The 26261-nt window shown below is 38.9% G+C and carries 25 protein-coding genes; 9 read left to right on the forward strand and 16 right to left on the reverse strand.

Going from position 1 to position 26261, the window contains the following annotated elements; genetic code table 11:
* Positions 1–42 precede the first annotated feature (42 nt).
* The 9 genes from ACC612_RS12565 to ACC612_RS12605 form a co-directional block, all read right to left on the reverse strand.
* Complete coding sequence (locus tag ACC612_RS12565) at positions 43–381, reverse strand: DUF86 domain-containing protein (protein ID WP_371854910.1); 339 nt, start codon at positions 379–381, stop codon at positions 43–45.
* Positions 378–683 carry a nucleotidyltransferase family protein gene (locus ACC612_RS12570; RefSeq protein WP_371854911.1) on the reverse strand — a complete coding sequence of 102 codons (306 nt, stop codon included), beginning with the start codon at positions 681–683 and terminating at the stop codon, positions 378–380. The genes ACC612_RS12565 and ACC612_RS12570 overlap by 4 nt, the downstream gene beginning before the upstream one ends.
* Before the next feature lie 113 nt (positions 684–796).
* A complete protein-coding gene (locus ACC612_RS12575; RefSeq protein ID WP_371854912.1) occupies positions 797–1069 on the reverse strand; it encodes a hypothetical protein in 273 nt (90 codons plus the stop codon).
* A gap of 317 nt (positions 1070–1386) precedes the next feature.
* Positions 1387–1677 carry a type II toxin-antitoxin system RelE/ParE family toxin gene (locus ACC612_RS12580; RefSeq protein WP_371854913.1) on the reverse strand — a complete coding sequence of 97 codons (291 nt, stop codon included), beginning with the start codon at positions 1675–1677 and terminating at the stop codon, positions 1387–1389.
* Positions 1674–1850, reverse strand: a complete 177-nt coding sequence (locus ACC612_RS12585; RefSeq protein WP_371854914.1) for a hypothetical protein — start codon at positions 1848–1850, stop codon at positions 1674–1676. The genes ACC612_RS12580 and ACC612_RS12585 overlap by 4 nt, the downstream gene beginning before the upstream one ends.
* Before the next feature lie 91 nt (positions 1851–1941).
* Positions 1942–2178: a nucleotidyltransferase family protein gene (locus ACC612_RS12590; protein WP_371854937.1), complete on the reverse strand. Its 237-nt coding sequence runs from the start codon at positions 2176–2178 to the stop codon at positions 1942–1944.
* The gene (locus ACC612_RS12595; protein ID WP_371854915.1) at positions 2142–2279 is read right to left on the reverse strand and encodes a hypothetical protein; all 138 of its coding nucleotides are present in this window, start codon (positions 2277–2279) and stop codon (positions 2142–2144) included. Before ACC612_RS12595 ends, ACC612_RS12590 begins: the two co-directional genes overlap by 37 nt.
* Positions 2280–2349: 70 nt before the next feature.
* On the reverse strand, positions 2350–2688 hold the full coding sequence (locus ACC612_RS12600; protein WP_371854910.1) for a DUF86 domain-containing protein: 339 nt from the start codon (positions 2686–2688) through the stop codon (positions 2350–2352).
* On the reverse strand, positions 2685–2990 hold the full coding sequence (locus ACC612_RS12605; protein ID WP_371854911.1) for a nucleotidyltransferase family protein: 306 nt from the start codon (positions 2988–2990) through the stop codon (positions 2685–2687). The genes ACC612_RS12600 and ACC612_RS12605 overlap by 4 nt, the downstream gene beginning before the upstream one ends.
* 83 nt (positions 2991–3073) lie before the next feature.
* On the opposite strand from ACC612_RS12605, the gene ACC612_RS12610 reads away from it, so the two are divergent.
* Genes ACC612_RS12610 through ACC612_RS12620 form a run of 3 tightly spaced genes read left to right on the forward strand, consistent with a single transcriptional unit; the run spans position 3074 to position 4570 of the window.
* The gene (locus ACC612_RS12610; RefSeq protein WP_371854917.1) at positions 3074–3250 is read left to right on the forward strand and encodes a hypothetical protein; all 177 of its coding nucleotides are present in this window, start codon (positions 3074–3076) and stop codon (positions 3248–3250) included.
* Positions 3247–3402, forward strand: coding sequence for a type II toxin-antitoxin system VapC family toxin (locus ACC612_RS12615; protein WP_371854918.1), 156 nt, complete (start codon positions 3247–3249; stop codon positions 3400–3402). Before ACC612_RS12610 ends, ACC612_RS12615 begins: the two co-directional genes overlap by 4 nt.
* A 37-nt stretch (positions 3403–3439) precedes the next feature.
* Positions 3440–4570 (forward strand): ATP-binding protein, encoded by a 1131-nt coding sequence (locus tag ACC612_RS12620; protein WP_371854920.1) that lies wholly within the window; start codon positions 3440–3442, stop codon positions 4568–4570.
* Positions 4571–4599: 29 nt separating this feature from the next.
* Here ACC612_RS12620 and ACC612_RS12625 read toward each other — a convergent pair whose 3' ends face one another.
* The 4 genes from ACC612_RS12625 to ACC612_RS12640 all read right to left on the reverse strand — a co-directional run bounded on the left by ACC612_RS12625 (position 4600) and on the right by ACC612_RS12640 (position 13018).
* Complete coding sequence (locus ACC612_RS12625; RefSeq protein WP_371854921.1) at positions 4600–5472, reverse strand: lysostaphin resistance A-like protein; 873 nt, start codon at positions 5470–5472, stop codon at positions 4600–4602.
* Positions 5473–5769: 297 nt separating this feature from the next.
* Positions 5770–6072 carry a Dabb family protein gene (locus ACC612_RS12630; protein ID WP_371854924.1) on the reverse strand — a complete coding sequence of 101 codons (303 nt, stop codon included), beginning with the start codon at positions 6070–6072 and terminating at the stop codon, positions 5770–5772.
* Positions 6073–6201: 129 nt separating this feature from the next.
* Positions 6202–12291: a disaggregatase related repeat-containing protein gene (locus ACC612_RS12635; protein ID WP_371854925.1), complete on the reverse strand. Its 6090-nt coding sequence runs from the start codon at positions 12289–12291 to the stop codon at positions 6202–6204.
* 175 nt (positions 12292–12466) lie between these two features.
* Positions 12467–13018, reverse strand: coding sequence for a TMEM165/GDT1 family protein (locus ACC612_RS12640; RefSeq protein WP_371854927.1), 552 nt, complete (start codon positions 13016–13018; stop codon positions 12467–12469).
* A gap of 183 nt (positions 13019–13201) precedes the next feature.
* Here ACC612_RS12640 and hisG point away from each other — a divergent pair, with 183 nt between their 5' ends.
* Both hisG and ACC612_RS12650 read left to right on the forward strand, forming a co-directional pair.
* Positions 13202–14074, forward strand: coding sequence for an ATP phosphoribosyltransferase (gene hisG / locus ACC612_RS12645; RefSeq protein ID WP_371854928.1), 873 nt, complete (start codon positions 13202–13204; stop codon positions 14072–14074).
* Positions 14075–14347: 273 nt separating this feature from the next.
* A complete protein-coding gene (locus ACC612_RS12650) occupies positions 14348–14473 on the forward strand; it encodes a hypothetical protein (protein WP_371854929.1) in 126 nt (41 codons plus the stop codon).
* An 84-nt stretch (positions 14474–14557) separates the two neighbouring features.
* Here the strand turns inward: ACC612_RS12650 and ACC612_RS12655 are convergent, their stop codons facing one another.
* Together ACC612_RS12655 and ACC612_RS12660 are read right to left on the reverse strand one after the other, a co-directional pair.
* The gene (locus tag ACC612_RS12655) at positions 14558–15772 is read right to left on the reverse strand and encodes an ABC transporter permease (RefSeq protein ID WP_371854930.1); all 1215 of its coding nucleotides are present in this window, start codon (positions 15770–15772) and stop codon (positions 14558–14560) included.
* Between the two features lie 156 nt (positions 15773–15928).
* Positions 15929–16909, reverse strand: a complete 981-nt coding sequence (locus ACC612_RS12660) for a metallophosphoesterase (RefSeq protein ID WP_371854931.1) — start codon at positions 16907–16909, stop codon at positions 15929–15931.
* A 951-nt stretch (positions 16910–17860) separates the two neighbouring features.
* On the opposite strand from ACC612_RS12660, the gene corA reads away from it, so the two are divergent.
* From corA to ACC612_RS12680, 4 genes are all read left to right on the forward strand, one after another.
* Positions 17861–18946: a magnesium/cobalt transporter CorA gene (gene corA, locus ACC612_RS12665; RefSeq protein WP_371854932.1), complete on the forward strand. Its 1086-nt coding sequence runs from the start codon at positions 17861–17863 to the stop codon at positions 18944–18946.
* A 29-nt stretch (positions 18947–18975) separates the two neighbouring features.
* Entirely contained in the window at positions 18976–19698 is a 723-nt protein-coding gene (locus ACC612_RS12670; protein WP_371854933.1) for a DUF432 domain-containing protein, read from the forward strand.
* Positions 19695–20570 (forward strand): mechanosensitive ion channel family protein, encoded by an 876-nt coding sequence (locus tag ACC612_RS12675; protein ID WP_371854934.1) that lies wholly within the window; start codon positions 19695–19697, stop codon positions 20568–20570. Before ACC612_RS12670 ends, ACC612_RS12675 begins: the two co-directional genes overlap by 4 nt.
* Positions 20571–20697: 127 nt before the next feature.
* Positions 20698–23286, forward strand: coding sequence for an S-layer protein domain-containing protein (locus ACC612_RS12680; RefSeq protein WP_371854935.1), 2589 nt, complete (start codon positions 20698–20700; stop codon positions 23284–23286).
* Positions 23287–23341: 55 nt separating this feature from the next.
* Here the strand turns inward: ACC612_RS12680 and ACC612_RS12685 are convergent, their stop codons facing one another.
* Positions 23342–26059: a cation-translocating P-type ATPase gene (locus ACC612_RS12685; RefSeq protein WP_371854936.1), complete on the reverse strand. Its 2718-nt coding sequence runs from the start codon at positions 26057–26059 to the stop codon at positions 23342–23344.
* Positions 26060–26261: the final 202 nt, after the last annotated feature.

The raw sequence follows: 26261 nt of genomic DNA on the forward strand, positions 1-26261 counted from the left end.
TCGTCAATGGGATGACAGCCGATAGTTTCACAAAAAGCCGTACTATTTCATCTCTTCAAGGATTTTGCTTATTTTTTCTTTTAATAAGGGTAGATCATATTGAACGATAGACCAGGTTAGTTCAAGATCAACTCCGAAATATCCATGAATTAGCTTATCTCTGGTCCTTGCCATTTCACTCCATGGCACGTCCTGATGTTCTTTTTTAAACTCCTCAGGGATATTTTTTGATGCTTCACCTATGATTTCTATCCTTCTGATCGTTGCATCCTGAAGCTGTATATCTTCCAGGAAGTCATCTCTGGCTTTACCGCTTGTGAAGTCTTCTATCTTCTCAATAGAGTCGATAATATGATTGAGGAAGACATCAGTTCCTTTCATAGTATCTTAATTTCTTCTTTTAGGATCTGTTCTTTGATAAGAGGATTTATAGAATCATAAGTGATGACTTCTATTTTTCTCTTCGATTCCCTTTCAAGTTCCAGTTCTAGTCTGGCAAGGTCAAAAAGGCTTTTTCGGCTTTTGAACTTAACAAGAATATCGATGTCACTATCCTCTTTAGCCTCGTTCCTCGCAAATGAACCAAAAATACCGGCTTTATCTACATCATTTTCTATCAGTATTGGAACTATGATCTGCTTGTACGTTTCGATCTGGTTCGCCGCCATATTATCACTATTCATTTTAGTTATATGAATGATGCTTCTTAAAGTTTAGGGCAATGTTACTGAAAGGTATTCCCTTCCGTTGCTATTAATGCAGACAGGATAATATTTGCATCAATGACAAACTCCATTTATACACCCAGATCTTTGTATCGCTGATGTAAAGACTCATTAATTTGCTTTCCGAGTTCAAGTGCATCTTCTTGTGACAACTGCGACCTGGAAGTTATGGCACGAAGCATCCGAAGCTGATTGATCTTTATTCTGATAGCTTCTCTTGCAACCTCTGACCAGTTTATTTCCTTTGAGACATCCATCTCTTTCATCAGATCATCAGGAATAGATAGAGTTATTGTCGCCATGTTCTCACAGATGTTAGTTTTAATATTACTAAATGTGGTCAATTATTTAAGGGTGATTGCCTGGTTACTAAATGTACTATGTTGAATCTGCACAGTTCATGTGGTGCACTCTCTCCATACTCTGTGTTCTCTGTGGTTAGATCATATGAGATACTTTACTGAATACATCCGCAGCACAAAGAATCAAAAGACCAAGGAAACAAAGAGTATTTTCATCTTTGCATCTTGAAGTTATCTGCTACCTTACGTTAATTATAGACCATGAATACATCTATGGCAGGTATCTGGAACTTGAATTTACGGAGAGCACGACCTATTGCAGAATACGAACATACGCCTTATTTTTGTTTTTTATTCATTCAACACTTATTGAATCTGTGTCTTAATTTTGTATAGATCGAAGCTCTGGAATCCACAGCCAAAAAAGCAATTGTGTCTGAATCTGTGAGCTCAAAAACAATTCTGTATTTACCCACACGATATCTGAAAAATTCAAAGCATTGCAATTGTTTAGTATCATCGCTAAATGGATCTAATAAGAGTTTCTGCTCAATAGAATGAACAATTAGTTCGAGATCTTTAGGATTTTTCTTATGAATAGATTTTAAATCCTTTCTAAAAGCGTTGGTAAAAATCCCCTTATAGCTCATTCTAATCCAAATTCAGCTTTTAACTCTTCAAGAGTGCAGACATTGCCCTCTTTAATGTCTTTTTTAGCTTCAGCTATGCGTTTAATAGTTTTTGAACTGAGGGGAACCGAATCAACAGCAACAATAGTTCCCATATTTTTCTTGACATGATGTGAATGAGTTTTTAAAGCCATCAATTAAAAATGCCCTTTTTTACATAAATAGTTAGTGTTCCTAAGAGCACCATTGTCGTATAAATATGAAATATATCTCAAGAAAAAAGCATCATCTCTCATAATAGAGCCTCTTGAGATCTGTTTTTACCATTGGAGTAAGATAAGGGCTCAATGATCTTTCAGTGATGAGATCAACCTTTTTTCCAAGCAGGTTTTCAAAAGCTTTCTCGGCCCTTACATGATCAATGAGACTCTTCCCCTTTGAAAATGTAACTAAAAGATCAATGTCACTATCCTGTGTTTGTTGACCTATGGAATAAGAGCCAAATAACCCAAGAGAAGAGATATCGTTCTGCCTGCAAGGTTCAGCAGTTCTTCTGCCTTGTCTCTGGAAAGGCCCAGAGCATGAACAAGGTCAAATATATTTTTTATCGCTTTTTTGAGCATATCGATGAACCCTTGCCTTATAGGCAACTCGTCAATGGGATGACAGCCGATAGTTTCACAAAAAGCCGTACTATTTCATCTCTTCAAGGATTTTGCTTATTTTTTCTTTTAATAAGGGTAGATCATATTGAACGATAGACCAGGTTAGTTCAAGATCAACTCCGAAATATCCATGAATTAGCTTATCTCTGGTCCTTGCCATTTCACTCCATGGCACGTCCTGATGTTCTTTTTTAAACTCCTCAGGGATATTTTTTGATGCTTCACCTATGATTTCTATCCTTCTGATCGTTGCATCCTGAAGCTGTATATCTTCCAGGAAGTCATCTCTGGCTTTACCGCTTGTGAAGTCTTCTATCTTCTCAATAGAGTCGATAATATGATTGAGGAAGACATCAGTTCCTTTCATAGTATCTTAATTTCTTCTTTTAGGATCTGTTCTTTGATAAGAGGATTTATAGAATCATAAGTGATGACTTCTATTTTTCTCTTCGATTCCCTTTCAAGTTCCAGTTCTAGTCTGGCAAGGTCAAAAAGGCTTTTTCGGCTTTTGAACTTAACAAGAATATCGATGTCACTATCCTCTTTAGCCTCGTTCCTTGCAAATGAACCAAAAATACCGGCTTTATCTACATCATTTTCTATCAGTATTGGAACTATGATCTGCTTGTACGTTTCGATCTGGTTCGCCGCCATATTATCACTATTCATTTTAGTTATATGGATGATGCTTCTTAAAGTTTAGGGCAGTGTTACTAAAAGGTATTCATGAGACAATCCAGACTAGAGATATCATGTTGCATAAAATAGACTGCAGGATGCATACGATTCTCAGCATGCTCAGGAAAAAGAGCATCAAAAATACTAAAGAAGTCGTAGATTCTTCCCTTTGGGCATGGAACTTCAATGCAGATAGCGAGGAATTTGTAGATCAGCTCAGAAAATATTCACGTCTGGATTGGGTGAGATGAGATTCTTTAGAGATACTTCAATATTCATCGTTGTGCCTTCGTCCCGACAATTCCTGGAATCCCTGGGAAACGAGCATACAGGATTCATCTCCTCAATCACTGTTGGTGAACTCAGCGTCGGTGCATATCTTGCTAGATATACATATCCATGAAATCTATGATTTTTCCCTCTCACGAAAACACATTTGTATGAGAGCCAGCTGGCCAGCTTCGTCAAAATTATCCTCTATAATATCATTGCTCACTATTATCAAGACTATTGCTCTGCTTGGACAAAGGAGAGTTGGAAAAACCTCTCTTATCAAAAACACCATGATAAGGTTTGATAATGATGTACAGGTCATTCCGATATTCATAGACTGTATGTCGATGCCGTCAATAAGAAGGCTTTCAATGTACATTGCTGAAAGCGCAAAAAACAACTATTCAGAAAAGAAAAAAGACACAGAATATATTTCCGGAATTAATCACTACCTTAAGAAAAACTTATCCGATATCTTTTCGAGGATTCCGAACATAGAGGTATCTATTACTCCGTACATTTCCCTCAAACTAAGTCTTCAGGAACAAAAAGATGAACAATCAATATTCGAGAAATCTCTTAACTACCTTGAACAACTTGCAATTCAGAAAGATGTTTACTTTGTAGTCTTTGCAGATGAGTTCTCTGAAATTGCTATGAGGTGGGGAGATGAATTTGTCAGACTATTAAGAACAATCATACAGCAACAAACAAGGGTCATGTACATTTTTTCAAGCTCTGCAGTTACCTATATGACCGATCTTGTCTACAACAACAAAAGCCCCTTCTACAGACAATTAAAACCAGTTTCAATTGGACCATTGCCAAAAAAAGAGACGAAAAAGTTCATAATTCAGCGCCTCCATGTTGTGAATCATACTATCAGTGATAATGCTCTTGAAAAAATGATCAAAATAACAAACGGTCTGCCAGATTATGTTCAAAGACTTGGCGATATTGTACTGGAAACCAGTCCAAATGAAGAGATCACTGAAGTAGATATTGAAAACGCATACGAAGAAATGTTCATTACCTTAGATGCCGTATTTAATCTGCTGTTCACTAAACTCACAGAGAATTCAAAGGTCTATTCAGATATCGTTGTGTCCATAGCACAATATGAAAAAGCAGGACAGATAGCAAATGATATAGGAGTTCCTGTAAGTTCTCTGTACTATTATCTACCATATCTTATTAACTTGGGAATTATAGAAAAGGTCGAGAAAGGAAAATATAAACTAGTAGATCCACTTTTTAAACAATGGATCATTAATAAGTTCAGACTTCAGGATACTTAGAATTCCTCATCAGGCTAATGTATTTTGCATCAAAAAATACCAAGCCTTGGACCAAGTAACGGTATCAATCCAAACAGGAACACATTCACAAAGCCGTGAGCAATGGCTATAAAAGGCAAACTCCTGGTTCTCTGGAACATGTACCCGATTAACAGACCTGCAAAACCTGTCATCAAGAGCTCATATACTTGCCCATACCCGGAGTGCATCATACCGAAAAGAAGACTCGTGATCAAAAGACCTTTTACCATACCAAAAGAAGCCTCGAGCCTTGTTTGTAACAATGACCTGAAGATAAGTTCCTCCACAAGACCCACAAAAAAGAGCATAACAACAGATATCTTAAGCATGCTTAATGCTGATGTATCCGGTATAAGACTACCTGGGTTGATAATACTGTATTCTCCAAGACCAATCATATACCCCACTACCAGAGAAAGAGGGATATACAAATATAGATTGTCCAGCGTGACACCAATCTCTTTCAAAGAAATTCTCTGATGGCGCATAGTAAAAAGTACCGGGAGCATCAAAGGTACATAGATGAAAATATACAAGTAAAGCCTTGTAGATATAAATACAGGCATGGAAATGTTAACAAGTCTCAATATTGGAAGCAGTGCTAACGCTTCCAGACAAAAAGTCACATTAGATTCTTTCATCCACATGGTAGATAGAGCAAGGCCCAAAGGAATCATCACATGTATCAATATGCCAGCTTCCTGTTTGCCCATGTACAGCAACAGCTCTGCAACGATGATAGCAAAGATAGGGATGGCTACTATTTCCCAATCTTTCATGGGATGATTGAACACAGAGAAATTGACTGACGATTGAACATTTGAATCTTCCATACTATCATCAACAGGATTATCTTCTTTATCTTCTAACAGCCCTGGCATTTTGTATATTCACCGTTATGACAAAATCTATTTCACAAATAGTTTATTCCACTACAACATAGAGAAATATACAAACAACGTCTATTAGCACAGTAATTTTCTAAAGTATATAAGTTTATTGAAATGGGCCTAATTGCCAGTGCATAGACTTTATGAAAATACACAACAATAGATAAGTTAGCAGGGAAACAAGGATTGAAAATGTTGCGGTGCTACCTCATTACCCATTAATAAACCACTGTTTCTGCTGCAAAATGGGCTATATTTAGAGCGCCACAAAATGTTCATTTTCTTAGATCAAATATTATAATCCACTACCACTCTTTCGTCCTTGATCTTGCCCACAAAATCTGCAACTTTGACATGTTCCGGATGTTTTTGATAAGTTTCCAGTGCTTTCTGATCCTTGAACTCTGAATACAGCACCACATCAAAAGCAGCTTCTGAAGCTATTATATTAAGTCCAACTTCTATATGATCAATTTCAGATATCTTTTCTTTTAAACCCTCAAGCATGAATTTCATCATCTTGGCATTCTCAATCTTTGTTTTTCCTTCTGCAAGGTCCTTCAGTTTCCACATTACGATATGTTTTAACATATTAACTCCCTGTATATGTTCTGATAATACACATATATTTTCCATATAGCTTAATTGACATTTTTAAGCTGTACACGAAAGTAACCAGATAGAGAGGATTTATCTCTCCCGGGTTCATATTGCCATTAATTAGCTGCTTATAGTCAGTTTCGGTCTCATGTCAGCATTTGAATAGTCAGAGCTGTAGAACGCAATATAATTTCCGCTTTCTGCCTTTGCCTTGATGAAGAAACCAGTGTTTTCATAAGTACCATTTATGTATTCCCGTACAAGCTGAGTAACATCAAAATCATAATACTTGTTATCAGGCACCATACTGGCAGGGAATATAACAGATGCATATGGTGTACTGCCTTGAAGTTCTCCAGTTACATCATACCAGTTTCCTCCGGCAGTATTCCACAAAGTTCCTGAAGTACGATAACTCCAGCTAACATAATCTGGATCCCACGCAACTGGACTATAAACTTCAACTACAGTATCCGAAGTGCGTGTTGCACCTGCAGGATAGTACCAATAAAGAGAAAGTGTTGCCTTGGATATTGTATCTGTCGCATTGTATCCGCTTAGATCGAACAGCATTAAATCCCTGCAAATAGATGTCTTCTTTCCTGCATCAAGATAGATTGCAGTAGAAATCACACTATTTGGTGATGACTCGCGGATACCATTGTCATAAATCGGAAAATAGGTCATCGAACCAACCGTGGCATTCTTGTTGGAATCAACATCAACAGGAACATCGTCAGGAGAAACAGGTACACTAACAAACACAGTTAAACTATCATTTGAAGTCTGACCTTTGTTATCTGTAACTGTAAGTGTTACAGTATAGTTTCCTGCAGATGCATAGACATGAGTAGTCGTAACATTAGTAGCTTCAGAAGTAATACCATCAGCGGCATTGAAATCCCAGGAATAACTGGTGATACCTACATCATCAGTAGATCCACTACCATTAAAAATAACAACTGAACCTACTGTTGAATTCTGATCTGGACCAGCATCAGCAACAGGAGCAGTGTCAGGAGGAACTAGTGTGCTGACAAACACAGTTAAAGTATCATTTGAGGTCTGACCTTTGTTATCTGTAACTGTAAGTGTTACAGTATAATTTCCTGCAAATGCATAGACATGGGTTGCTGTCATGCTGGTAGCTTCAGAAGTAATACCATCAGCTGCATTGAAATCCCAGGAATAAGTGGTAATACCTACGTCATCAGTAGATCCACTACCATTAAAACTAACAACTGAACCTACTGTCGCATTCTGATCCGGACCGGCATAAGCAACAGGAACAACATCAGGGGATATGGGCTCACTCACAAACACAGTTAAACTATCATTTGAAGTCTGGCCTTTGTTATCTGTAACTGTAAGTGTTACAGTATAGTTTCCTGCAGATGCATAGACATGAGTAGCCGTAACATTAGTAGCTTCAGAAGTAATACCATCGGCGGCATTGAAATCCCAGGAATAACTGGTGATACCTACATCATCAGTAGATCCACTACCATTAAAAATAACAACTGAACCTACTGTTGAATTCTGATCTGGACCAGCATCAGCAACAGGAGCAGTGTCAGGAGGAACTGGTGTGCTGACAAACACAGTTAAACTATCGTTTGAAGTCTGACCCTTGTTATCCTTTACTGTAAGTGTTACAGTATAATTTCCGGCAGATGCATAGACGTGAGTAGCTGTAACATTAGTAGCTTCAGAAGTAATACCATCGGTTGCATTGAAATCCCAGGAATAACTGGTGATACCCACGTCATCAGTAGATCCACTGCCATTAAAAGTAACAACTGAGCCAACTGTAGTATTCTGATCCGGACCAGCATCAGCAATAGGAGAGGCATCCGTTGAATTGGAACCTGAAGTGGTAGTTATAGTCAATTTAGGCCTCATAGAAGTGTTTGAATACTCTGAGCTGTAGAACGCAATATAATTTCCACTTTCTGCCTTTGCCTTGAGGAAGAAACCAGTGTTTTCATAGGTACCATTTATGTATTCCTGTACAAGCTGTGTAACATCAAAGTCATAGTACCTGTTATCAGGTACCGTGCTGGCAGGGAGTGCAACAAATGCATATGGTGTACTACCTTGAGGTTCACCAGTTACATCATACCATTCTCCCCCAGCTATATTCCACAGAGTACCAGAAATACGATAGTTCCAACTTACATAATTAGGATCCCATGCAACTGGCCTGTATACTTCAACCACCGTATCAGAAGCACGTGTAGTACTTGCAGGGTAATACCAGTAAAGTGAAAGTGTCGCTTTGGATATCTTATCAGTTGCATTGTATCCGCTCAGATCGAACAGCATTACGTCTCTGCAAAGGGATGTGCTCCTTCCTATATCAAGATAAGTTGAAGTGGAAAGTACAGTATTCGGTGATGACTCACGCAGTCTGTTATCATATAGAGGAGAATATGTTACCGAGTCTTCACTGCCGCTTACAATTACTTTTAACGTATCAGTATCTTTCTGCCCGGCAGTGTCCGTGACAGTCAGAGTAACAGTGTAAGTTCCAGGGAATACGTATGTGTGAGTAGCTGTTACTCCGCTGGCTTCAGATGTAATGCCATTTGATACATCAAAGTCCCATGAATAAGAAACTATACCCTTGTCATCACTGGATGCACTGCCATCGAAAGTGACAGCTGAGCCAACTGATACATCATGATCAGCTCCTGCATCAGCAACAGGAGCTGTATCAACTGCACTGCTGACAATTACTTTTAAGGTATCAGTAGATTTCTGGCCAGCAGTGTCCGTGACGGTCAGAGTAACAGTATAGGTTCCAGGGGATGTATAGATATGAGTAGCTGTTACTCCGCTGGCTTCAGATGTAATGCCATTTGATACATCAAAGTCCCATGAATAGGATGCTATACCCTTGTCGTCACTAGATGCACTGCCATTGAAAATGACAGATGAACCCGTGGTTCCAGTCTTATCTGCTCCGGCATTTGCAACGGGGAAATTATCAACTGGCCTGCTAACTATTACTTTTAAAGTGTCAGTAGATTTCTGACCAGAGGTGTCCATGACAGTGAGAGTTACAGTATAAGTTCCGGGGGATGCATATGTATGAATAGCAGTCACACCACTGGCTTCAGAAGTAATACCATTTGACACATCGAAATCCCATGAGTAAGAAGCTATACCCTTGTCATCACTAGATGCACTGCCATTGAAAATGACAGCTGAACCTGTGATTCCAGTCTTATCGGCCCCAGCATTTGCAACGGGTGGATTATCTATAGAGGTTGAACCTGAAATAGAAGTTATAGTTAATTTCGGCCTCATAGCTGTTTTCGAATAATCAGAACTGTAAAATGCAATGTAATTTCCACTCTCTGTCCTTGCTTTGAGGAAGAAACCGGTGTTTTTATACTTGCCACTTACATACTCCTTTACAAGGTCCGTAACATCAAAATCATAGTATTTGTTACCAGGCACTGTGCTCGCTGGGAAAGTTAGATTTGCATATGGTGCAGAACCTTGTGCTTTACCAGACTTATCATACCAATTTCCACCGGCTGCACTCCAGAGAGTACCGGAAGTGCGGTAGTTCCAGCTCACATACTTCGGATCCCATTCAACAGGCCTGTAGATATCAACTATGGTATCAGAGGTTCGTGTTTTACTGGCAGGATAGTACCAGTAAAGTGAAAGAGTAGCCTTGGATATTGTATCTGTAGCCTTGTAACTGTTCAGATCGAATAGCAATACACCCCTGCAACTAGTAGAAGACTTGCCAACATCAAGATAGGTTAAGGTGGAATATACAGTAGTAGGAGAAGAAGCAGCCAACCTGTTATCGTAAACAGCGGAATATGAAGTTGAAATGGAAGTAGCAGAGCCTGCGGGCTTGCTGGTAACAACTACCTGTAATGTGTCGCTTGATTTCTGCCCGGCAGTATCTGTGACTGTGAGAGTGACAGTATACGTTCCTGCAGAAGTATAAGTGTGAGTAGCTGTTACTCCGCTGGCTTCAGATGTAATGCCATTTGAGACATCAAAGTCCCATGAATATGATGCTATGCCCTTGTCATCAGTAGATGCACTGCCACTGAAGGTGACTGCTGAACCATTGATTGCAGTCTTATCGGCTCCGGCATTTGCAACGGGGGGATTATCAACTGGACTGCTGACAACTACTTTCAATGTATCAGTGGATTTCTGGCCAGCAGTGTCCGTGACCGTGAGAGTTACAGTATACGTTCCTGGAGAAGTATAAGTGTGAGTGGCTGTAACTCCGGTAGCTTCAGAGGTAATGCCATTTGATACATCGAAATCCCATGAATAGGATGCTATGCCTTTATCATCAGTAGATGCACTACCACTGAAAGTGACTACTGAACCCGTGGTTACCGTCTTATCGGCTCCGGCATTTGCAACAGGAATAGCATCTGTTGAAGTTGAGCCAGAGGAAGAGGTTATCGTTAATTTTGGCCTCTGTGCGGCATTAGACCACGCTGAACTGTAGAATGCAATATAATTTCCACTCTCTGTCCTTGCTTTGAGGAAGAAACCGGTGTTTTTGTACTTACCGCTTACATATTCCTTTACAAGGTCCGTAACATCAAAATCATAGTATTTGTTACCAGGCACTGTGCTCGCTGGGAAAGTTAGATTTGCATATGGTGCAGAACCTTGTGCTTTACCAGACTTATCATACCAATTTCCACCAGCTGTACCCCACAACACACCAGAAGTACGATAGTTCCAGGTAACATATTTTGTATCCCACTCAACGGGCCTGTAAACTTCAACTACAGTGTCTGAAGTACGTGTAGTTCCTGCAGGGAAATACCAATATAAAGAAAGTGTTGCCTTGGATATTGTATCTGTGGTCTTATAACTACTTAAATCGAACAAAATTAAATCTCTGCAAGCACTCGTGCTCTTTCCTATGTCAAGATAAGTACTGGTAGAATAAACAGTAGTTGGCGACGTCTGACGTATTCTATTATCGTAAACGGCGTTATAAACAGCAGTAGAAGACACAGGTGCTGGTGTAAACACTTTTACTGCTGCATAAGCATCTATAAGACCGTAACCATAATAATTATCCTTACCAGTGGCACCAAGATCGATCGCTGTGCTCTTGAGCCTGGAATAAACCTCTGCAGGGTCCCATTTTCCATTTTTGTTCAGATCATAAGGAGTTCCTGATACATTGGTGCTTAATAACAAGGCAATAGACCCTGTGACATGTGGAGCTGACATGCTTGTACCGTCTTTGTAGCCATACGAGCTACCTGGCATAGTAGACTTTACATTGACTCCCGGTGCCGTGAAGTCTACTTCAGGACCGTAACATGACCAGGAAGCGATTTTATTGCTTGAGTCTATTGCAGATACAGCTATTACTGAATCGTACGCTGCAGGATATCTTACGTAACCTGCTGTGTTTCCGGCTGAACCAACGAGTACAACTCCTTTATTGTAAGCATAATCACACATATCTTTAAGTGAAGACGAGTATGATGGACCACTTAAACTCATTGTAATGACATCTGCATTGTTATTAACTGCCCATTCAATTCCTGCCATAATATTACTGTATGAGGTACTATTTCCGGGAAGAGTGCTTCCGAATACTTTTAATCCATATAATTTTGCTTCCGGAGCCACACCCACAACCCCTATACCATTAATGGGCGCTGCAATTGTCCCGGAAACATGTGTTCCATGACTGTGATCATCCATGGGATCACTATCGCCATTGTAAAAATCATAACCTCCAAGGTAATTTGCCTTTAAGTCAGGATGAGTATAATCAATGCCTGAATCTATCACAGCAACCTTTACACCACTACCCTTAAAACCAAGCGCTTGAGCAGCTGTGGCATTTATCCTGGAAATACCCCAGGGAATTTCATCTGCAAGAACTTCGTCTAGAGAAAAATCATTATCATAATCTTTTGGGATCTGAGCCTGACCATCAGGTTCGATAAGATCTATATTCGGATTTTGGGACAGAGCATCAATTGCATCCTGCGTAAGTTCTGCAGCAATAACAGGAATTAGAGTATAATTATATGTGATATCTCCACCATATTCCCTCACCAGATCTGCATCAGCTTTATCTTTGAAATTTATCAGAACTGGAATTTTTTCGCCGTCATTCTGCAAAGCATCTACAGGCATCATCATAACAATCAGTAATAAAATAAGCAGTGATATAATCTTCCTCATTATAAGCCCCACCGTATACAATCAAATCCTAAATAACAAACTGTATAGAAGTGCACATATATGAGATTTATCAGACATGGTTGAAAAATAATACAAGTTAATACAATCACAAATATTCAAAATTAAATATATGCACATATAAAAAATGGAATATAAAATGGAATGTTATGAGCTTTTAGAAAAAGAACGAAATACCAATCAAAATAAAAAGAATACCTGCGGCTGTGGAAATAGTATGTTTATTGAGTTTTGCCATGAGCTTCTGCCCGATATAAACAGCCATTGTGGACAGCAAGAGCAATGCAAGAATCACTCCGATAAATACCATCACAGGATTATACTGTGTGGCAAATACGGCTGCAGCTAATTGTGTTTTATCACCCATTTCAGAAACAAGTATAAGAGAAAAACCCGATATAAAAGGACTTTTCAACTCATATGACCCGTCATCGTCATCCTTATTCCTATTATACAGCATCAAAGCACCAAATATCACAAAAAGAAGACCTGCAAATATTTTCACATATTCCAGAGGCACAGCAGAAGCAATGATATCTCCAAGAACAATAGCTATCCCATCGGTTAAAACAAAAGCCAGCATAACTCCTGCAAGCAGGGAACTGTATTGCTTCGTCTTTGTGGAAAGCACCAGAACAGCAAGTTGCGTTTTATCCCCAAGTTCAGCAAGGCCTACCAGCAGAAAAGGTATGAGAATGTCCTGGATCATGTTTTCTTCATAAGAAGGGGCCTATATAAATCAATTGTGTTTATAACTCTTTGATTATAACTGTTTTTTATATTTTCTCAATGAACAGGGACTTTGATTTCTTTTCAATCGAATATGCTTTATAGACCCGGTAATAATTCGATCTCATATTACACGAATCAAACATACGGAAAGGTTGGCACATTGATCGAAATAGCTATTCCCAAAGGCAGTCTGGAAGAACAGACACTCCTGCTCTTTAAGCAGGCTGATCTTGAAATTAAGAAAACTGACAGGCAATATAATCCAACTATAAATGACCCAAGAATCAAAAAAATAAAGATTCTGCGCCCACAAGAGATACCACGATACGTTCATGACGGATACTTTGATCTTGGCATCTCTGGACTTGACTGGGTAACAGAGTCAGATTCTGATGTTGTGGAAGTGGCAGATCTGCCTTACAGTAAACAGGGTTCAGGTAATGTGAAAATAGTAATTGCAGTACCTCAGGAAAGTGACATTCACAGCGCAAGGGACATTAAACCTGGTAGCAGGGTCTCTACTGAATACCCCAAAATGACAAAGAAGTTCTTTGATAACCTGGGTATTCCTGTAGAAATTCACTTTTCCTATGGAGCTACGGAAGCTAAGGTTCCTGACCTTATGGATGTAGTTGTGGACCTCACAGAAACAGGTTCGACATTACGCAAAAATGGTCTGAAGATCGTTGACCAGATAATGGAATCCTCTACAAAGCTCATTGCCAACAAGAAAAGCTGGCAAGACCCCCTGAAAAGAAGAGAGATCGAAGAAATAAGGACATTATTGCTTTCTGTTATTGAAGCACGTGGTAAAGTACTTCTGGATATGAACGTACCGGCAGATAAACTGGATGCTATCATAGATTTCCTACCCTCGATGAAGAGACCTACAGTGTCACAGCTGTACAAATCCGAATACTATGCAGTTGAAACTGTTGTCAGCAAGAGTGAAGTAAACCTGCTCATTCCAAGGCTTAAGGCATTGGGAGCCGAAGACATCCTGGAAATGGATATTTCCAAGATAGTACGTTAGAATACGGAACTGTTTTAGGTAGCGCAGGTGTCTACCTGCAAGCTTTTTCTTTTTGAACCTTTATTCTACAACTCTTCTTTTCTTGGAACAATTGACTCCAAGTATACCTCATCATTATGACAATAAGCAGATAGCAAAGTATAGAAATGATTATATACTTATTTTGAGAAGGTATGTATCAGATCAATAGCAAAGTGAGGGAACCACTGAAGATGTAAATGATTTAAAGTGGATCCATACCTGAAAAACGAAAGATAAGAGGAGAAAAACAATATGGAATTTGTAACTGTAACCTGTCAGAACTGTGGTAGTAAGATGTACGTACTGAGCAAGTCTGTTCGCAAAGAAATGTATTGTACCATCCACTGCCTGGAGTCAAGCACCTCATCAAAAACCTGAGTGTTCAACCCTGAACACTCACACCTCACATTTCTGCTTACTTTTGTTTTGATTGTAAATTCACTTACTTTTAGGACAATTTCCTCACTCGTATCTTAAAGCATCTACAGGTTTCATTTTAGATGCATTGTAAGCAGGAACCACACCTGAGATTATACCTATAACCACAGCAATTGAAATTCCCAGAACCACCAGATAAGGAGCAACTGTAATGTTAGAAATATTCATTAGTTTTCCCATGAGATAAGTAAGAATAAAACTCAATACTATCCCAATGATGCCTCCTACAAAACCTACTAAAGCTGAATTATAAAGAAAGATCATCATAATATCAATATTATTAGCCCCGATGGCTTTCATCGTACCAATATCTTTTGTCTTTTCGAGTACCGATGTGAACATTGTGTTAGCAATGCCTACTGATCCTACGACAAGGGAAACAGCAGCTATAGCTCCAAGGAAGAGACTCATAGAAGCAATCATTTCACTGACAGACTCGGCCATAGACAATGAATCTGTAACAGTAAAATCTCGATCATTCTCATTCATTGCATTCCTAGAAATCATAAGTTTTTTTTCAACTTTCTCTTTGACTGTTTTTACATTATCTACATTATCAGCCTTTACAATAATCGAATCATAAACATCAGGCTTTTTATCTTCGATTAGATCAACTGCAGCATCTATAGGCATAAAAATAGAATTATCAGATTCACCGGATGCAAGTATACCTACCACTCTTACAGACTTTCCGTTGACAGTAATAATTCTGTTTAGACTTATAGGATCATCATAAATTTCATTCGCAACTTTATATCCGATGACGGCAACGTATTTATCTGTGGGATCAAGCATTCTCCCAGATTCTAAGTCATACGTAACCATATATTGCCACACTTGTGGATCAACACCAGTTATAGAAAGAGTTGCAGATTCACCCATATAATATGTAGACTCCCTTCCTGAGATTTGCCCTGATATAAAATCAATATTATCAATTAGTTTAATGGATCTGATATCCGTTTTAGTAAGCTCAGCGTCTGAAGAAGTAGTTCCCCCATCCCCATGTGGAGGCCCCATAGTAGAGGAGGCTTTTGTATACCCAGGAGTGATACTGATTAATGTAAGATCCATATCTGAAAGGCGGCTTTCAATGTTTGCAGACAGAGCATTACTTAAAGAAATAATAGTGACCACAGCTCCTATGCCTATCACAATTCCAATAATGGTAAGCCAACTGCGAAGTTTGCTGTGATAAAGAATGCTTAAGGCCATCTTGAGATAATTTCTGTTCCTCATTGCCGATTTCCGCCTTTCTTTTATTTCTCATAAGTTGGTAGATCGCTTCTTTTATCTGATATGTCAAAGCAACTATGTTTTAACAAATACCATGTTTAATATCAACTATTATATAAAATGAGTGCTATAGAACGAAATTAAGAAATCAGGGAAATATTATCTCCCAAAGTAAATATTCAAGTCCGTTATTTCAGGATTGCTTCCAATCCTTATTGGTGGACCCCATGTACCAAAACCAGATGAAACAACTACCTGGTAATCGCCTTTTCTTAAATAACCCCAGCTGTGCTCAAACACATGCCTCGAAATCAAATTATTCGGGAAAAATTGTCCGTTATGCGTGTGACCAGATAACTGCAGATCAATTCCATTGCTTTGTCCTTCGTCCAGATTATTTGGCTGATGGTCTAGCAAAATGATAGGAAGACTTTTGTCGATCCCACCCATCAGCTTGGAAAGTTGCATACGTGGTTTTCCGCTTATATTCCCTGCCATGAGATCGTCCCTGCCGACAACATAAAACAGATCATTCACTTTTACGTACTCATCAACCAGTACATTAACATCCGCTTGTTTTAAAGCCTCTACTGCAAGCTCACTACTGCGACTGATGTACTCATGATTTCCAAGCACCGCATACACACCATTTTTGGATCTTAGTTTCTTTAGTATATCTGGCATTTTCTGACTGACAAATAATTCTACATCCTCATCTATAGTGTCTCCGACAAGAAACACGATATCCGGATTTAGTTCATTAATTTTAATAACCATTTGCTCAAGGCGCTTATTATTGACAACCAAACCAAGATGGATGTCAGATACCATGACAGCATGGATTTTTGACAGATCTTTCGATGCCTTATTTATACGGATATTGTAGTGTACAACACGTGGATGAAGAGCATTCCAGGTCCCATACAGCAAAAGAACAATGATAATGAACAAAACACCAAAACCGAAATATGGTGCAGGGTAGCTAATTACCTGAGCATTTGGATAGATAGTATTAATGGAGAAATGGAAAACATCCAGAAAAAACCAGATCAGGAGCGAGTAATACACAGAACCTAACCAATAGTCTCCTATTATAGTGATACGATCATTAATATAGTCCGGAAAAAGTCTCTTACACACCCTTGCTCCAAAAAGAGATATTGAACAAATAAAGTAAATACTCCAGAAGAATAAAGAGTAAGGCTCAATAAACGGCTTCATTGACTGAAAAAAGCGTAAACCCACGTAATAGCTAACAGCAAGATAGATTGGAAAGAAAAAGATAAAAATAACAATAGAAAACAAAATTATCGTTTTTCTGTTTCTCATTTTATCTGCCATAATACCAGTATAAGAGGATCTTTTAAACTACGTTATGTAGTCTCATATATTTAAAGAGGCCATTAACTTAAAAGCTGATCTTAGATTACCAAAAATGGATACTTATTTTCGAAGTCAATGGTATTTAACCCTTGGGAAACATGCTGAACAAAATTAATTAGGTCTGCATAGAAATAAGAGAACTTCACATATTCTGTGCTCATAATGATGAGTAACATCCATCTGATTGGAGAAATATTTATATAGTGATAGCACAAAGGATAGTCTTGTAGAAGGGGCAAAAGTGGCAACTGCTACAAAAAACAATGATTATTGTTGGAATGGAAGTAGAGTAAAAATATCATATAAAACGGAAAAGAAGTGGTATAAATGATACTCAAGACAATAAAGTTTGGAGTTTACGGATGCATAATTGCTGCAGCAGTAGTGTATGCTCAATTTAACAACAAGTAATCAGAAATATGTGGTTCCGCCACATTTTCAAATTCTAAAGTTGATAAGGCTTTTACACTATCAACCAAAAATAAGTAACTAAGATACCCTTGTGGTATCTGAAAATAACTCTTTTTCACGATTTGCAAGTGGATTTAGTAGACTACCTTATTTGTTGCTATTGTCCTTAAACCATGACATAACCAAGACATTTAGGATACTCAAGCAGCATATAGCAATATTATAAATACGATACAATTTTAACTATTTCACAGATCATTGCAACAATGAGTTTCGTGCTTTGTGGAACAACATAATATGACAACCAGGTTTGTAAAAAGAGCTTACGAAAAATTCGGCCTGCCTCCCGGAACCATAGTCCATGTGGGCGAAAAAAGGGCAGAAACAGTGAATATAACTGTAATCGATTACGACAAGGACCACTTGCAAATAAAAAGGGTATCAGATATTGAAGAAGTATTCCCATTCAGAGACAGTCCCACTGTGACATGGATAAACATAGATGGAATACACGATGCAACAATCATTGAACGTCTTGGAACCCATTTCAATATTCATCCCCTTGTCCTTGAAGATATTCTTCATACTACACAGCGTCCAAAAGTAGAGGATTTTGAAAATTATATCTACATTGTGCTGCGCATGTTCTACCTGCAAGATAAAACAAACGAACGTGAAGTTGATACCGAAATAATATCCGAGCAAGTAAGCCTTATTCTTGGAACTAATTTTGTAATCTCTTTCCAGGAAGCCGGAGGCGATACCTTTGATCCTGTACGTACAAGAATAAAGAACTCAAAGGGACGCATCAAAGAGCTGGGAGCTGATTATCTTGCTTATGCACTCATCGATTCCATTGTCGATAACTATTTTGTGATCCTTGAAAAGCTTGGAGAACGCATTGAAATATTGGAAGATGAACTACTGGATGAACCCACACCCGATACACTTGAAGAATTGCACGAATTAAAAAATGAGATGATATTTCTGCGTAAATCCGCATGGCCTTTGCGTGAAGTCTCTAACAGTCTTTTAAGGCTCGAATCTGGACTAATTACTAAATTTACTCAAACCTATATTAAAGACGTATATGACCACACCATCCAAATAATAGATACAATAGAAACTTACCGTGACATGTTATCCGGAATGATGGATATATACCTCTCCAGTGTGAGTAATCGTATGAATGAAGTAATGAAAATTCTCACGATCATCGCTACCATATTCATTCCATTAACTTTCCTTGCAGGGGTATATGGCATGAATTTCCAATACATGCCAGAACTTTCATGGAAATGGGGATACCCAGTCCTTTGGTGTATAATGATTACTATTGGATTATTCATGTTCTCCTTTTTCAGAAAAAAGAAATGGTTATAAGCAATGAGATACTTCATATATATTATTTTATGGAAATAATTATGTATGGAATACATGAATCTCCCTTCAACCTGGACATAGACGGTGTTTCTATAACAGTGGAAAAGCAAAACAATTCACTTCTATATCGGAGATCAGGACTTGTGGGGAGCTGTCAAAAATTACTATTACAAGATTCATGCAGTTTCTTACTCAATCCAATAGAACCTGTAAATATGCCCAAAAGGCTTACCCACTTCCTGCAAGTAGCACTCCAAAATACAGTTATTCTTGAACCTGGAACTACTCGAAAAATCTACATCACATTTCCTATAGAAATAGGAGTATTCATACCCCAGGGAAAAGAAGATTATGAAATTATTGACATTTTTTCACTTGCACGATATAAGTATACATTATATGGCGTTCCAAGCAACGGTATCATTTGTAAATACTGGGAAAGTGAAGTTTTCCTTTCCCCCCCGGAAACACATCCCCTGTATACAGGTTATATCGATTTGAAAATAGTCAATGATTCCGACCACCTTATAGAGATCAATAAGTGCATATTCAACGCCTATGGCATGAAGATCTATTATGAAGAAAATAAAGTTGTGATGAAAGCAGTAATGAAGATCCCAAGCCGAAAACTAGCTGAAACGGAGTTTATTAACTGCCCTGGAAAAGGTAAGTTTAAAAAAGCTATGGAACTCTATGTATCATCCAAACTAAGAGTGACCGGAACTAAGTGTATCATGGAGTATGGCCTATGAACAGCACGCTTAACGATACTTCAATGATCCCACTATCAGATTACTCCATACTATTTTTTAGGATTACACTCATAACCTCGGTTATAATCATTTCTATGATATTAGGGAAAATACTGTCCATGTACCTGATGAAGGCTCTGCAGGACAAGTTGGACAGGAAACAGCTTAGCATGCTGCTCAAACTCATGCGCTACAGTTTTGTATTTGTAGCTATTGTTTTTTTTATAATCCCGGTTATGGGAGTAGAGCTTTCAAGTATGCTCCTTGCGGGCGGAGTATTGGGTATCATCCTGGGTATTGCAGGCCAGAGTATAGTTGCAAATCTTATTTCCGGAATATTTTTGACCCTTGAAAGACCCATAAAGATAGGAGACCAGGTCAATATAGACGGTAATGCAGGTATAATTGAAGACATTACTTTTGTTTCCACTATTATAAGAACATTCGATGGACTATACGTAAGATTGCCAAACGAGAAAGTTTTTATTAATAATATCACAAACTACGCAGTAAATGTAGCAAGAAGATTTGAATACATGATAGGGATCACTTATGATAGCGATGCTGAAAAGGCAATTTCAATTATCAAAGCCATCATAGATGATGATCCCATAGCTTTTAAAAATCCCAGTCCTACCGTGTTTGTGGATAAACTCGACGATAATGCAGTCAATATTTTTATAAGGATTTGGGCCCCCTCCAGTGAATGGTATTCTGTTAAGACCAGAATACTATGGGTTATTAAAACCACACTTGAAGAGAATGGTATTAAGATCGCCTTACCACAGCGTACATTATGGTTTGCTAACAGTATGCCTGTAAATAATATAGAAAATAGCGAGAAAGGGTGGTCTTCCACTCCATATCAATAAACAGGCTTACAGCTGTCGATAACACAATATATTGTAATTATACGATTAGCTTCAGCTGAAAAAACATATATACTGTTAAAATAATACTTTTTTTGCAGATAGTAAATGTTGTAGGAGAGATAAATATATGAAAATAAAAATATTGTTGGCTACGTTACTTTGTATTGGGCTGTTATGTACTACAGCTCTTGCAGTAACTGCAAATAATTCAACAGGAAATAGAATATGGGATGCTAACCAAAATCCCTCTCTTGAATATTCATGGACACCTCTAAGTTACTCTGGATTCTACTATGACCTTAACTCTGGAGAAGGGTCTGAAACGCTGACCGTTAAACTGGACAGCTATACAGACAGATCCATTGAAGAAAGCGATCTTGTTTATTCCACAAAACCAATTGAAACCGATTTTGAACACGACGATTGGGGATCTTTCCAGATAATTGGTTTTATGGCAGAAAGGTACTTTGCCGGATATTCCGGTAATACAGTATTTGCAAAAGAAGTTAGCCTGATATCTGATGGCCAGCTTGCAAAAGTGCTAATAGATGAAGATGATGAAAAATCATTATTTACAGGCTCATCACTGGTTATGGAAGAAGGATATGTGCTGGACATTACAGAAGTTGATCTTAACGGTAATAAAGTGTTTGTTACACTTAAGAAAGATGGCACACAAGTAGATAGCACAGTAATTGCTGCAAATCAGGACTACATTTACAAGACCAGAGTGGGTTCTACAGATGACTTCCCTCTGATAGTAGTACATATGAATGAAATCTTCAGAGGAACTGAGAGCAATGCAGTCTTCGTAAAAGGCGTCTTCCAGGTATCTGATAACTATATATCAGTAAGCGGCAGCGACAAATATGGAAAGATGGAAGTTCAGACTGTTTCTTCTGAAAAAATAACTATGGAAAATCCTGATGTAATAAATCTTAATGCAGGTAAGACGATCAATATAATGGGAAAACTTAATTTTGTTGTTGCTGACGATACAGAACTTCGCTTTGCTCCTGTTGTAGACATGAAGGAGCCAGGCACATACGAGTTACGCGGCACAGTAGCTGATGGAGTATATAAGTGGACCTCACTGAACTTCGAAGGTTTCTATTACAATATAGACGAAGGTATAGGAACAGAGTCACTTGAAGTCAAATCCCTTAACGGCAGAACAATAGCTGATGATCAGCTTGTATATTCAACAACTGCTCAAGAAGTAAGTTTTGATCATGATGACTGGGGTAAGTTCGAAGTAATAGGTTTCCTTGCGGAGAAATACTTTGCCGGTTATCCCGACAACGCATTCACCAAGTCCGATAGCTTGGTATCTCAAGGTCAGCTTGCAAAAGTACTGATAGATAATGATGATAAGAAATCTGCATATCCAGGATCTGCACTCATACTTGAAAATGGATATACACTTGAAGTCGTAGACGTTGACCTCAATGGCGATAAAGTGCGCGTTTCACTTAAAAAGAATGGAGAAGAAGTAGATACCTCTATCCTTACATCCAACAGTGATTATGTTTACAAAACAGAGCTTGGATCTTCCGAGGATGTACCATTGATAGTAGTCCATTTCAATGAGATATTTAGAGGTACTGAGCTTGATGCCGTGTTTATACAGGGTATATTCCAGATATCTGATGAGTACGTTACCCTGGAAGGTTCAGATAAGTTTGGGAAAATGGAAGTTACCAGTATTTCAGATACCGGCATAACTCTTAAGAACGGCAATTCAATCTCACTTACAAAGGACAATGTCATTAGTTTGATGGGAGATATTTCAATAAAAGTAGCAGATTCTGATACATTGAGATACTACCCCTTTGTAGAAGTATCCACAGCATCTTCTGAACAATTATCAATAGGAATACCTGCTACCATCACAGCAGGGCAATCTGTGAAGATCAATGTTACATCACAGGGTGCAGCCGTAGAGGGTGCAACAATAAAGATAGATGATGTTGAAAAGGGAACTACATCTAACGAAGGTGTACTTGCTCTTACTCTGAGTGAAACAGGGTCATTTGAAGTGACTGCCGAAAAAGAAGGTTACGTCACAGGTACTGCAAATGTTGAGGTAATATCCGCAGATGATGCCACTAAGAAACTAGAGATAGAAGTCAGCCCTGAGAATGTATTGGCTGGTAATGTGATGTCTATCTCCGTAAAGAAAGCTATTGGTGGCGAACCTGTGAGCGGTGTAGCTATCTTCTACGATGGTACTGCAATAGGTAATACTTCAAATGCAGGTGTGCTTTCATACACTCCAAAAGATGCAGGAGTACACAAGATCAAAGCACAAGGAACTGGCTTCCTCCAGACAGAGATAACCTTCGAGGTAAAGTCTGTGGAAAGCATGTTCAAGTATTCTGATCTTGTGATAGAACCAGGCATTGCCGAACAGGGAAAAGCTGTGTCTGTCAATGTTAACGTATCAAATACTGGCACTTCTGCAGGTGAGATTCAGGTGGAACTGTTGCTAAACGGAAATGTGACTGATACTCAGAAAGTTTCCCTTGCAGCAGGAGAACAAAAGGTACTGGAGTTTACCACAACAGCAAACAATACTGGTACAACCAAGGTTCAGATAGGAGATCAACAGGGCACATTTGAAGTAACGGAAAAGACTCCTTTTGTCGGTATCTTTGCGGCTATAGCCATAGTAGCAATGGCTGCTGTATTCATAAATAGGAGAAACAAGAAATAAAGCAATGAATGGAGGAAATATCCTCCTTTTTCTTTTTTATCTCAATAACTACTTTTTACCATTCCATTAGTTTTCTCACGATTTTCACATTCTTCCTTATACCCAACTTTCTCAGTTCGTCCACGAACAACAATATAAGAGCAAATGGAACTGCCATCAGAACATATCTCATGGAAATAGGAGCTGTGTTAAAGATAGTATTGACGAGAGGATTAAAGATAATAAATGCAAGTATTGTTAATTCACTGACAACTCCAAGCAGTACCATCCTATTTGAAAAAAATCCTTTGGCAAGTATAGATTGCCTTCTTGTACGGGATACGAAAACATTAGCGATCTGACAGATGATAACAGCAGTAAAGAAAGCTGTAATTGCATGCATGTAAAGAGGATCAGTGAAAGGGAGATCCTGTCCGAAGCTCCATCCACCATCTTGCAGGACAGCAAAGTAACAGAAGAATCCGGCTGCAGCTTCAATGGGACCTTTTATACCATAAGAAGTGAACAATACTTGTGAAGTTAGCAATTTCTCATCTTTTGACCTTGGCGGGCGATGCATTATATCGCCTTCCCCTCTTTCCACCGCTAGAGCAAGTGCAGGCAATATATCCGTACCAAGGTCAATAGCCAGTATCAATTGTACATTTATAGGTAAAGGCAGTGCCAGCAGCACAAAGGCAATGAAAGGTAATATTTCAGGTACGTTGCTTGTGAGGATGTATGCAATGAACTTTTTGATATTATCGAACACATTCCGGCCTTCTTCCACTGCATTGACTATAGTAGCAAAATTATCATCCAGCAAAACCATGTCAGCTGCTTCTCTTGCAACATCTGTACCACTACCCATAGCGACCCCCATATCTGCATTTTTCATGGCAGGTGCATCGTTGACCCCATCGCCTGTCATGGTGACAATTTCCCCGGCAGCCTGAAAAGCCTGAACTATCTTGAGCTTTTGTACGGGCGATGTTCTGGCAAAGACAATCTTTGGAGCTTTGAGCCTCTCTGCTAGTTCCTGAGTGGACAGTTCAGCGAGTTCAGAGCCGATAATGATTTCAAGCTTTTCATGATCATCACAGAGACCTACCTTGCGGGCTATGGACCTGGCAGTGATCGGATGATCCCCCGTGATCATGACAACTTTTATCCCTGCCATGTGACATTTGTGGATCGCCTCCTTTGCTTCGGGACGAGGTGGATCCACTGCACCTACAAGTCCCAGGAAAACAAATCCATTTTCGTATTCTCTTACATCTTCTGCTTCCCTGTAAGCCAAGGCAAGCACCCTTTCACCTGATTCTGCCATGGAGATGTGCTCATCCATGATCATCTCGACACTCTTTTCATCAAGGGGCAGGGTACCATCCACTGTGAGTAGCTGGCTGCACATATTCATGACAACTTCAGGTGCACCTTTCAGGTAAGATTCCATTGTTCCTTCAGGAGTGGAACAAATGACCTGCATCCTCTCTTTTTTTGAGTCAAAAGGATATTCCTGTAGCCGTGGATAGGCCTGCTTTAGTTTTTCTTCATCAGTGAACTGATTAGCATAAACTAAGAGAGAACCTTCCGTAGGATCTCCTTTATATCCCGGTGCTTCGGTCGTAATCCTTGAGTTATTGCACAGGCCGGAAACTCTAAGGAGAGGTTCAGGCGGTTTTTGCTTTTCTTTGACATTTTGATAGCCTTCGCCTGTAAAGACCGAGTTCACAGTCATCTTGTTCTGGGTAAGCGTACCGGTCTTGTCGGTACAGATCACAGTAGTCGAACCCAGGGTCTCCACGGATTCGAGCTGTTTTATAAGTGCATTTCTTTTTGCCATTCTTCTGGAAGCTAGACTTAAAGCAAGAGTGACAGTAGGTAATAAACCTTCAGGAACATTGGCTACAATGATACCGATAGCAAAAATCAGATTCAGTAGGAAAGTATCCTGCACAAAGAAACCAACAAAGAAGAAAGATATACCCAATAAAATAGCTATCACAGAAATGACTTTGATAAAACTGTTTAATTCCTTTTTTAAAGGAGTCTCTACCGATGAAGTACGTTTAGTAAGGATTGCCAGACGACCGATCTGAGTATTTGCTCCTGTACCGAAAACGATAGCTTTACCATTCCCTGTCTGTACTAATGTGCCGGAAAATACCATATTCCTGCATTCAAGTATATCAGGATGTGTACATTCAAGAGACCGCAACTGAGGCTCAGCTTCTCCTGTTATAGGGGAATTATCCACTTTAAGTGAGTTTTCTTCTATGAGTCGCCCATCGGCAGGAACTTTGTCACCTTCTTCAAGTAATATCACATCCCCGGCAACTATCTCAGAGGCAAGTATTTCTTTTGTTTTACCATTTCTGAGGACTTTAGCTTTAGGAGGAATCAGCTGACGAAAGCTTGCCATGATCTTCTCTGCCTGGTATTCCTGGATGAACGTGAAAGTGCTATTAAGAATAACCACAACAAGCAGTGCTATGCCAATGTAAATATTACCTTGTCCTGGAGAAAGCCACTCTGCAATAAAAGCAAGCATTGAACCAACCGTAAGCAAAATAGAAAAGAAGTTCCAGAACTGTTTCAGGTACTTGTGCAGAATACTTTCCTTGCCAATCTCTTCGAGTATATTTGCCCCGTATTCTGCCAGCCTTCGAACAGCTTCATCTTCTTTGAGTCCTGAATCGCTGCTTTTCAGACGTTCGAAAATTTCAGCAAGGGATACCTGATGTTCATCACCCTTTACCTGCAGGGTATGGTCTTCTGTTCTTCCATCCATCTTTAACAATTATCGATTGAATCTTACTTAAAATGAACCTAACTTAAAACAAATATTTTCAGGTTGCTGAAGAAAGGGCTCTGTAGAAAACCTACTTTAGATTTTATTTTCACCTAATAATTTAAAAAGGATAAGTCCCCTGAGTATTACTTCCTACAGAAAACACAAAGGGGATGATTGTGTTTTGTCTAATAAGTACTTA

The organism is Methanomethylovorans sp. (assembly GCF_041447285.1).
Classification (GTDB): Archaea; Halobacteriota; Methanosarcinia; order Methanosarcinales; family Methanosarcinaceae; genus Methanomethylovorans.

Excerpts from the sequence above, each read along its gene's own strand:
- ACC612_RS12565 (WP_371854910.1), bottom strand. The coding sequence starts at position 381 with ATGAAAGGAACTGATGTCTTCCTCAATCATATTATCGACTCTATTGAG.
- ACC612_RS12570 (WP_371854911.1), bottom strand. The coding sequence starts at position 683 with ATGAATAGTGATAATATGGCGGCGAACCAGATCGAAACGTACAAGCAG.
- ACC612_RS12580 (WP_371854913.1), bottom strand. The coding sequence starts at position 1,677 with ATGAGCTATAAGGGGATTTTTACCAACGCTTTTAGAAAGGATTTAAAA.
- ACC612_RS12585 (WP_371854914.1), bottom strand. The coding sequence starts at position 1,850 with ATGGCTTTAAAAACTCATTCACATCATGTCAAGAAAAATATGGGAACT.
- ACC612_RS12595 (WP_371854915.1), bottom strand. The coding sequence starts at position 2,279 with ATGCTCAAAAAAGCGATAAAAAATATATTTGACCTTGTTCATGCTCTG.
- ACC612_RS12600 (WP_371854910.1), bottom strand. The coding sequence starts at position 2,688 with ATGAAAGGAACTGATGTCTTCCTCAATCATATTATCGACTCTATTGAG.
- ACC612_RS12605 (WP_371854911.1), bottom strand. The coding sequence starts at position 2,990 with ATGAATAGTGATAATATGGCGGCGAACCAGATCGAAACGTACAAGCAG.
- ACC612_RS12610 (WP_371854917.1), top strand. The coding sequence starts at position 3,074 with ATGTTGCATAAAATAGACTGCAGGATGCATACGATTCTCAGCATGCTC.
- ACC612_RS12615 (WP_371854918.1), top strand. The coding sequence starts at position 3,247 with ATGAGATTCTTTAGAGATACTTCAATATTCATCGTTGTGCCTTCGTCC.
- ACC612_RS12620 (WP_371854920.1), top strand. The coding sequence starts at position 3,440 with ATGAGAGCCAGCTGGCCAGCTTCGTCAAAATTATCCTCTATAATATCA.
- ACC612_RS12625 (WP_371854921.1), bottom strand. The coding sequence starts at position 5,472 with ATGCCAGGGCTGTTAGAAGATAAAGAAGATAATCCTGTTGATGATAGT.
- ACC612_RS12630 (WP_371854924.1), bottom strand. The coding sequence starts at position 6,072 with ATGTTAAAACATATCGTAATGTGGAAACTGAAGGACCTTGCAGAAGGA.
- ACC612_RS12635 (WP_371854925.1), bottom strand. The coding sequence starts at position 12,291 with ATGAGGAAGATTATATCACTGCTTATTTTATTACTGATTGTTATGATG.
- ACC612_RS12640 (WP_371854927.1), bottom strand. The coding sequence starts at position 13,018 with ATGATCCAGGACATTCTCATACCTTTTCTGCTGGTAGGCCTTGCTGAA.
- ACC612_RS12650 (WP_371854929.1), top strand. The coding sequence starts at position 14,348 with ATGGAATTTGTAACTGTAACCTGTCAGAACTGTGGTAGTAAGATGTAC.
- ACC612_RS12655 (WP_371854930.1), bottom strand. The coding sequence starts at position 15,772 with ATGAGGAACAGAAATTATCTCAAGATGGCCTTAAGCATTCTTTATCAC.
- corA (WP_371854932.1), top strand. The coding sequence starts at position 17,861 with ATGACAACCAGGTTTGTAAAAAGAGCTTACGAAAAATTCGGCCTGCCT.
- ACC612_RS12670 (WP_371854933.1), top strand. The coding sequence starts at position 18,976 with ATGGAAATAATTATGTATGGAATACATGAATCTCCCTTCAACCTGGAC.
- ACC612_RS12675 (WP_371854934.1), top strand. The coding sequence starts at position 19,695 with ATGAACAGCACGCTTAACGATACTTCAATGATCCCACTATCAGATTAC.
- ACC612_RS12680 (WP_371854935.1), top strand. The coding sequence starts at position 20,698 with ATGAAAATAAAAATATTGTTGGCTACGTTACTTTGTATTGGGCTGTTA.
- ACC612_RS12685 (WP_371854936.1), bottom strand. The coding sequence starts at position 26,059 with ATGGATGGAAGAACAGAAGACCATACCCTGCAGGTAAAGGGTGATGAA.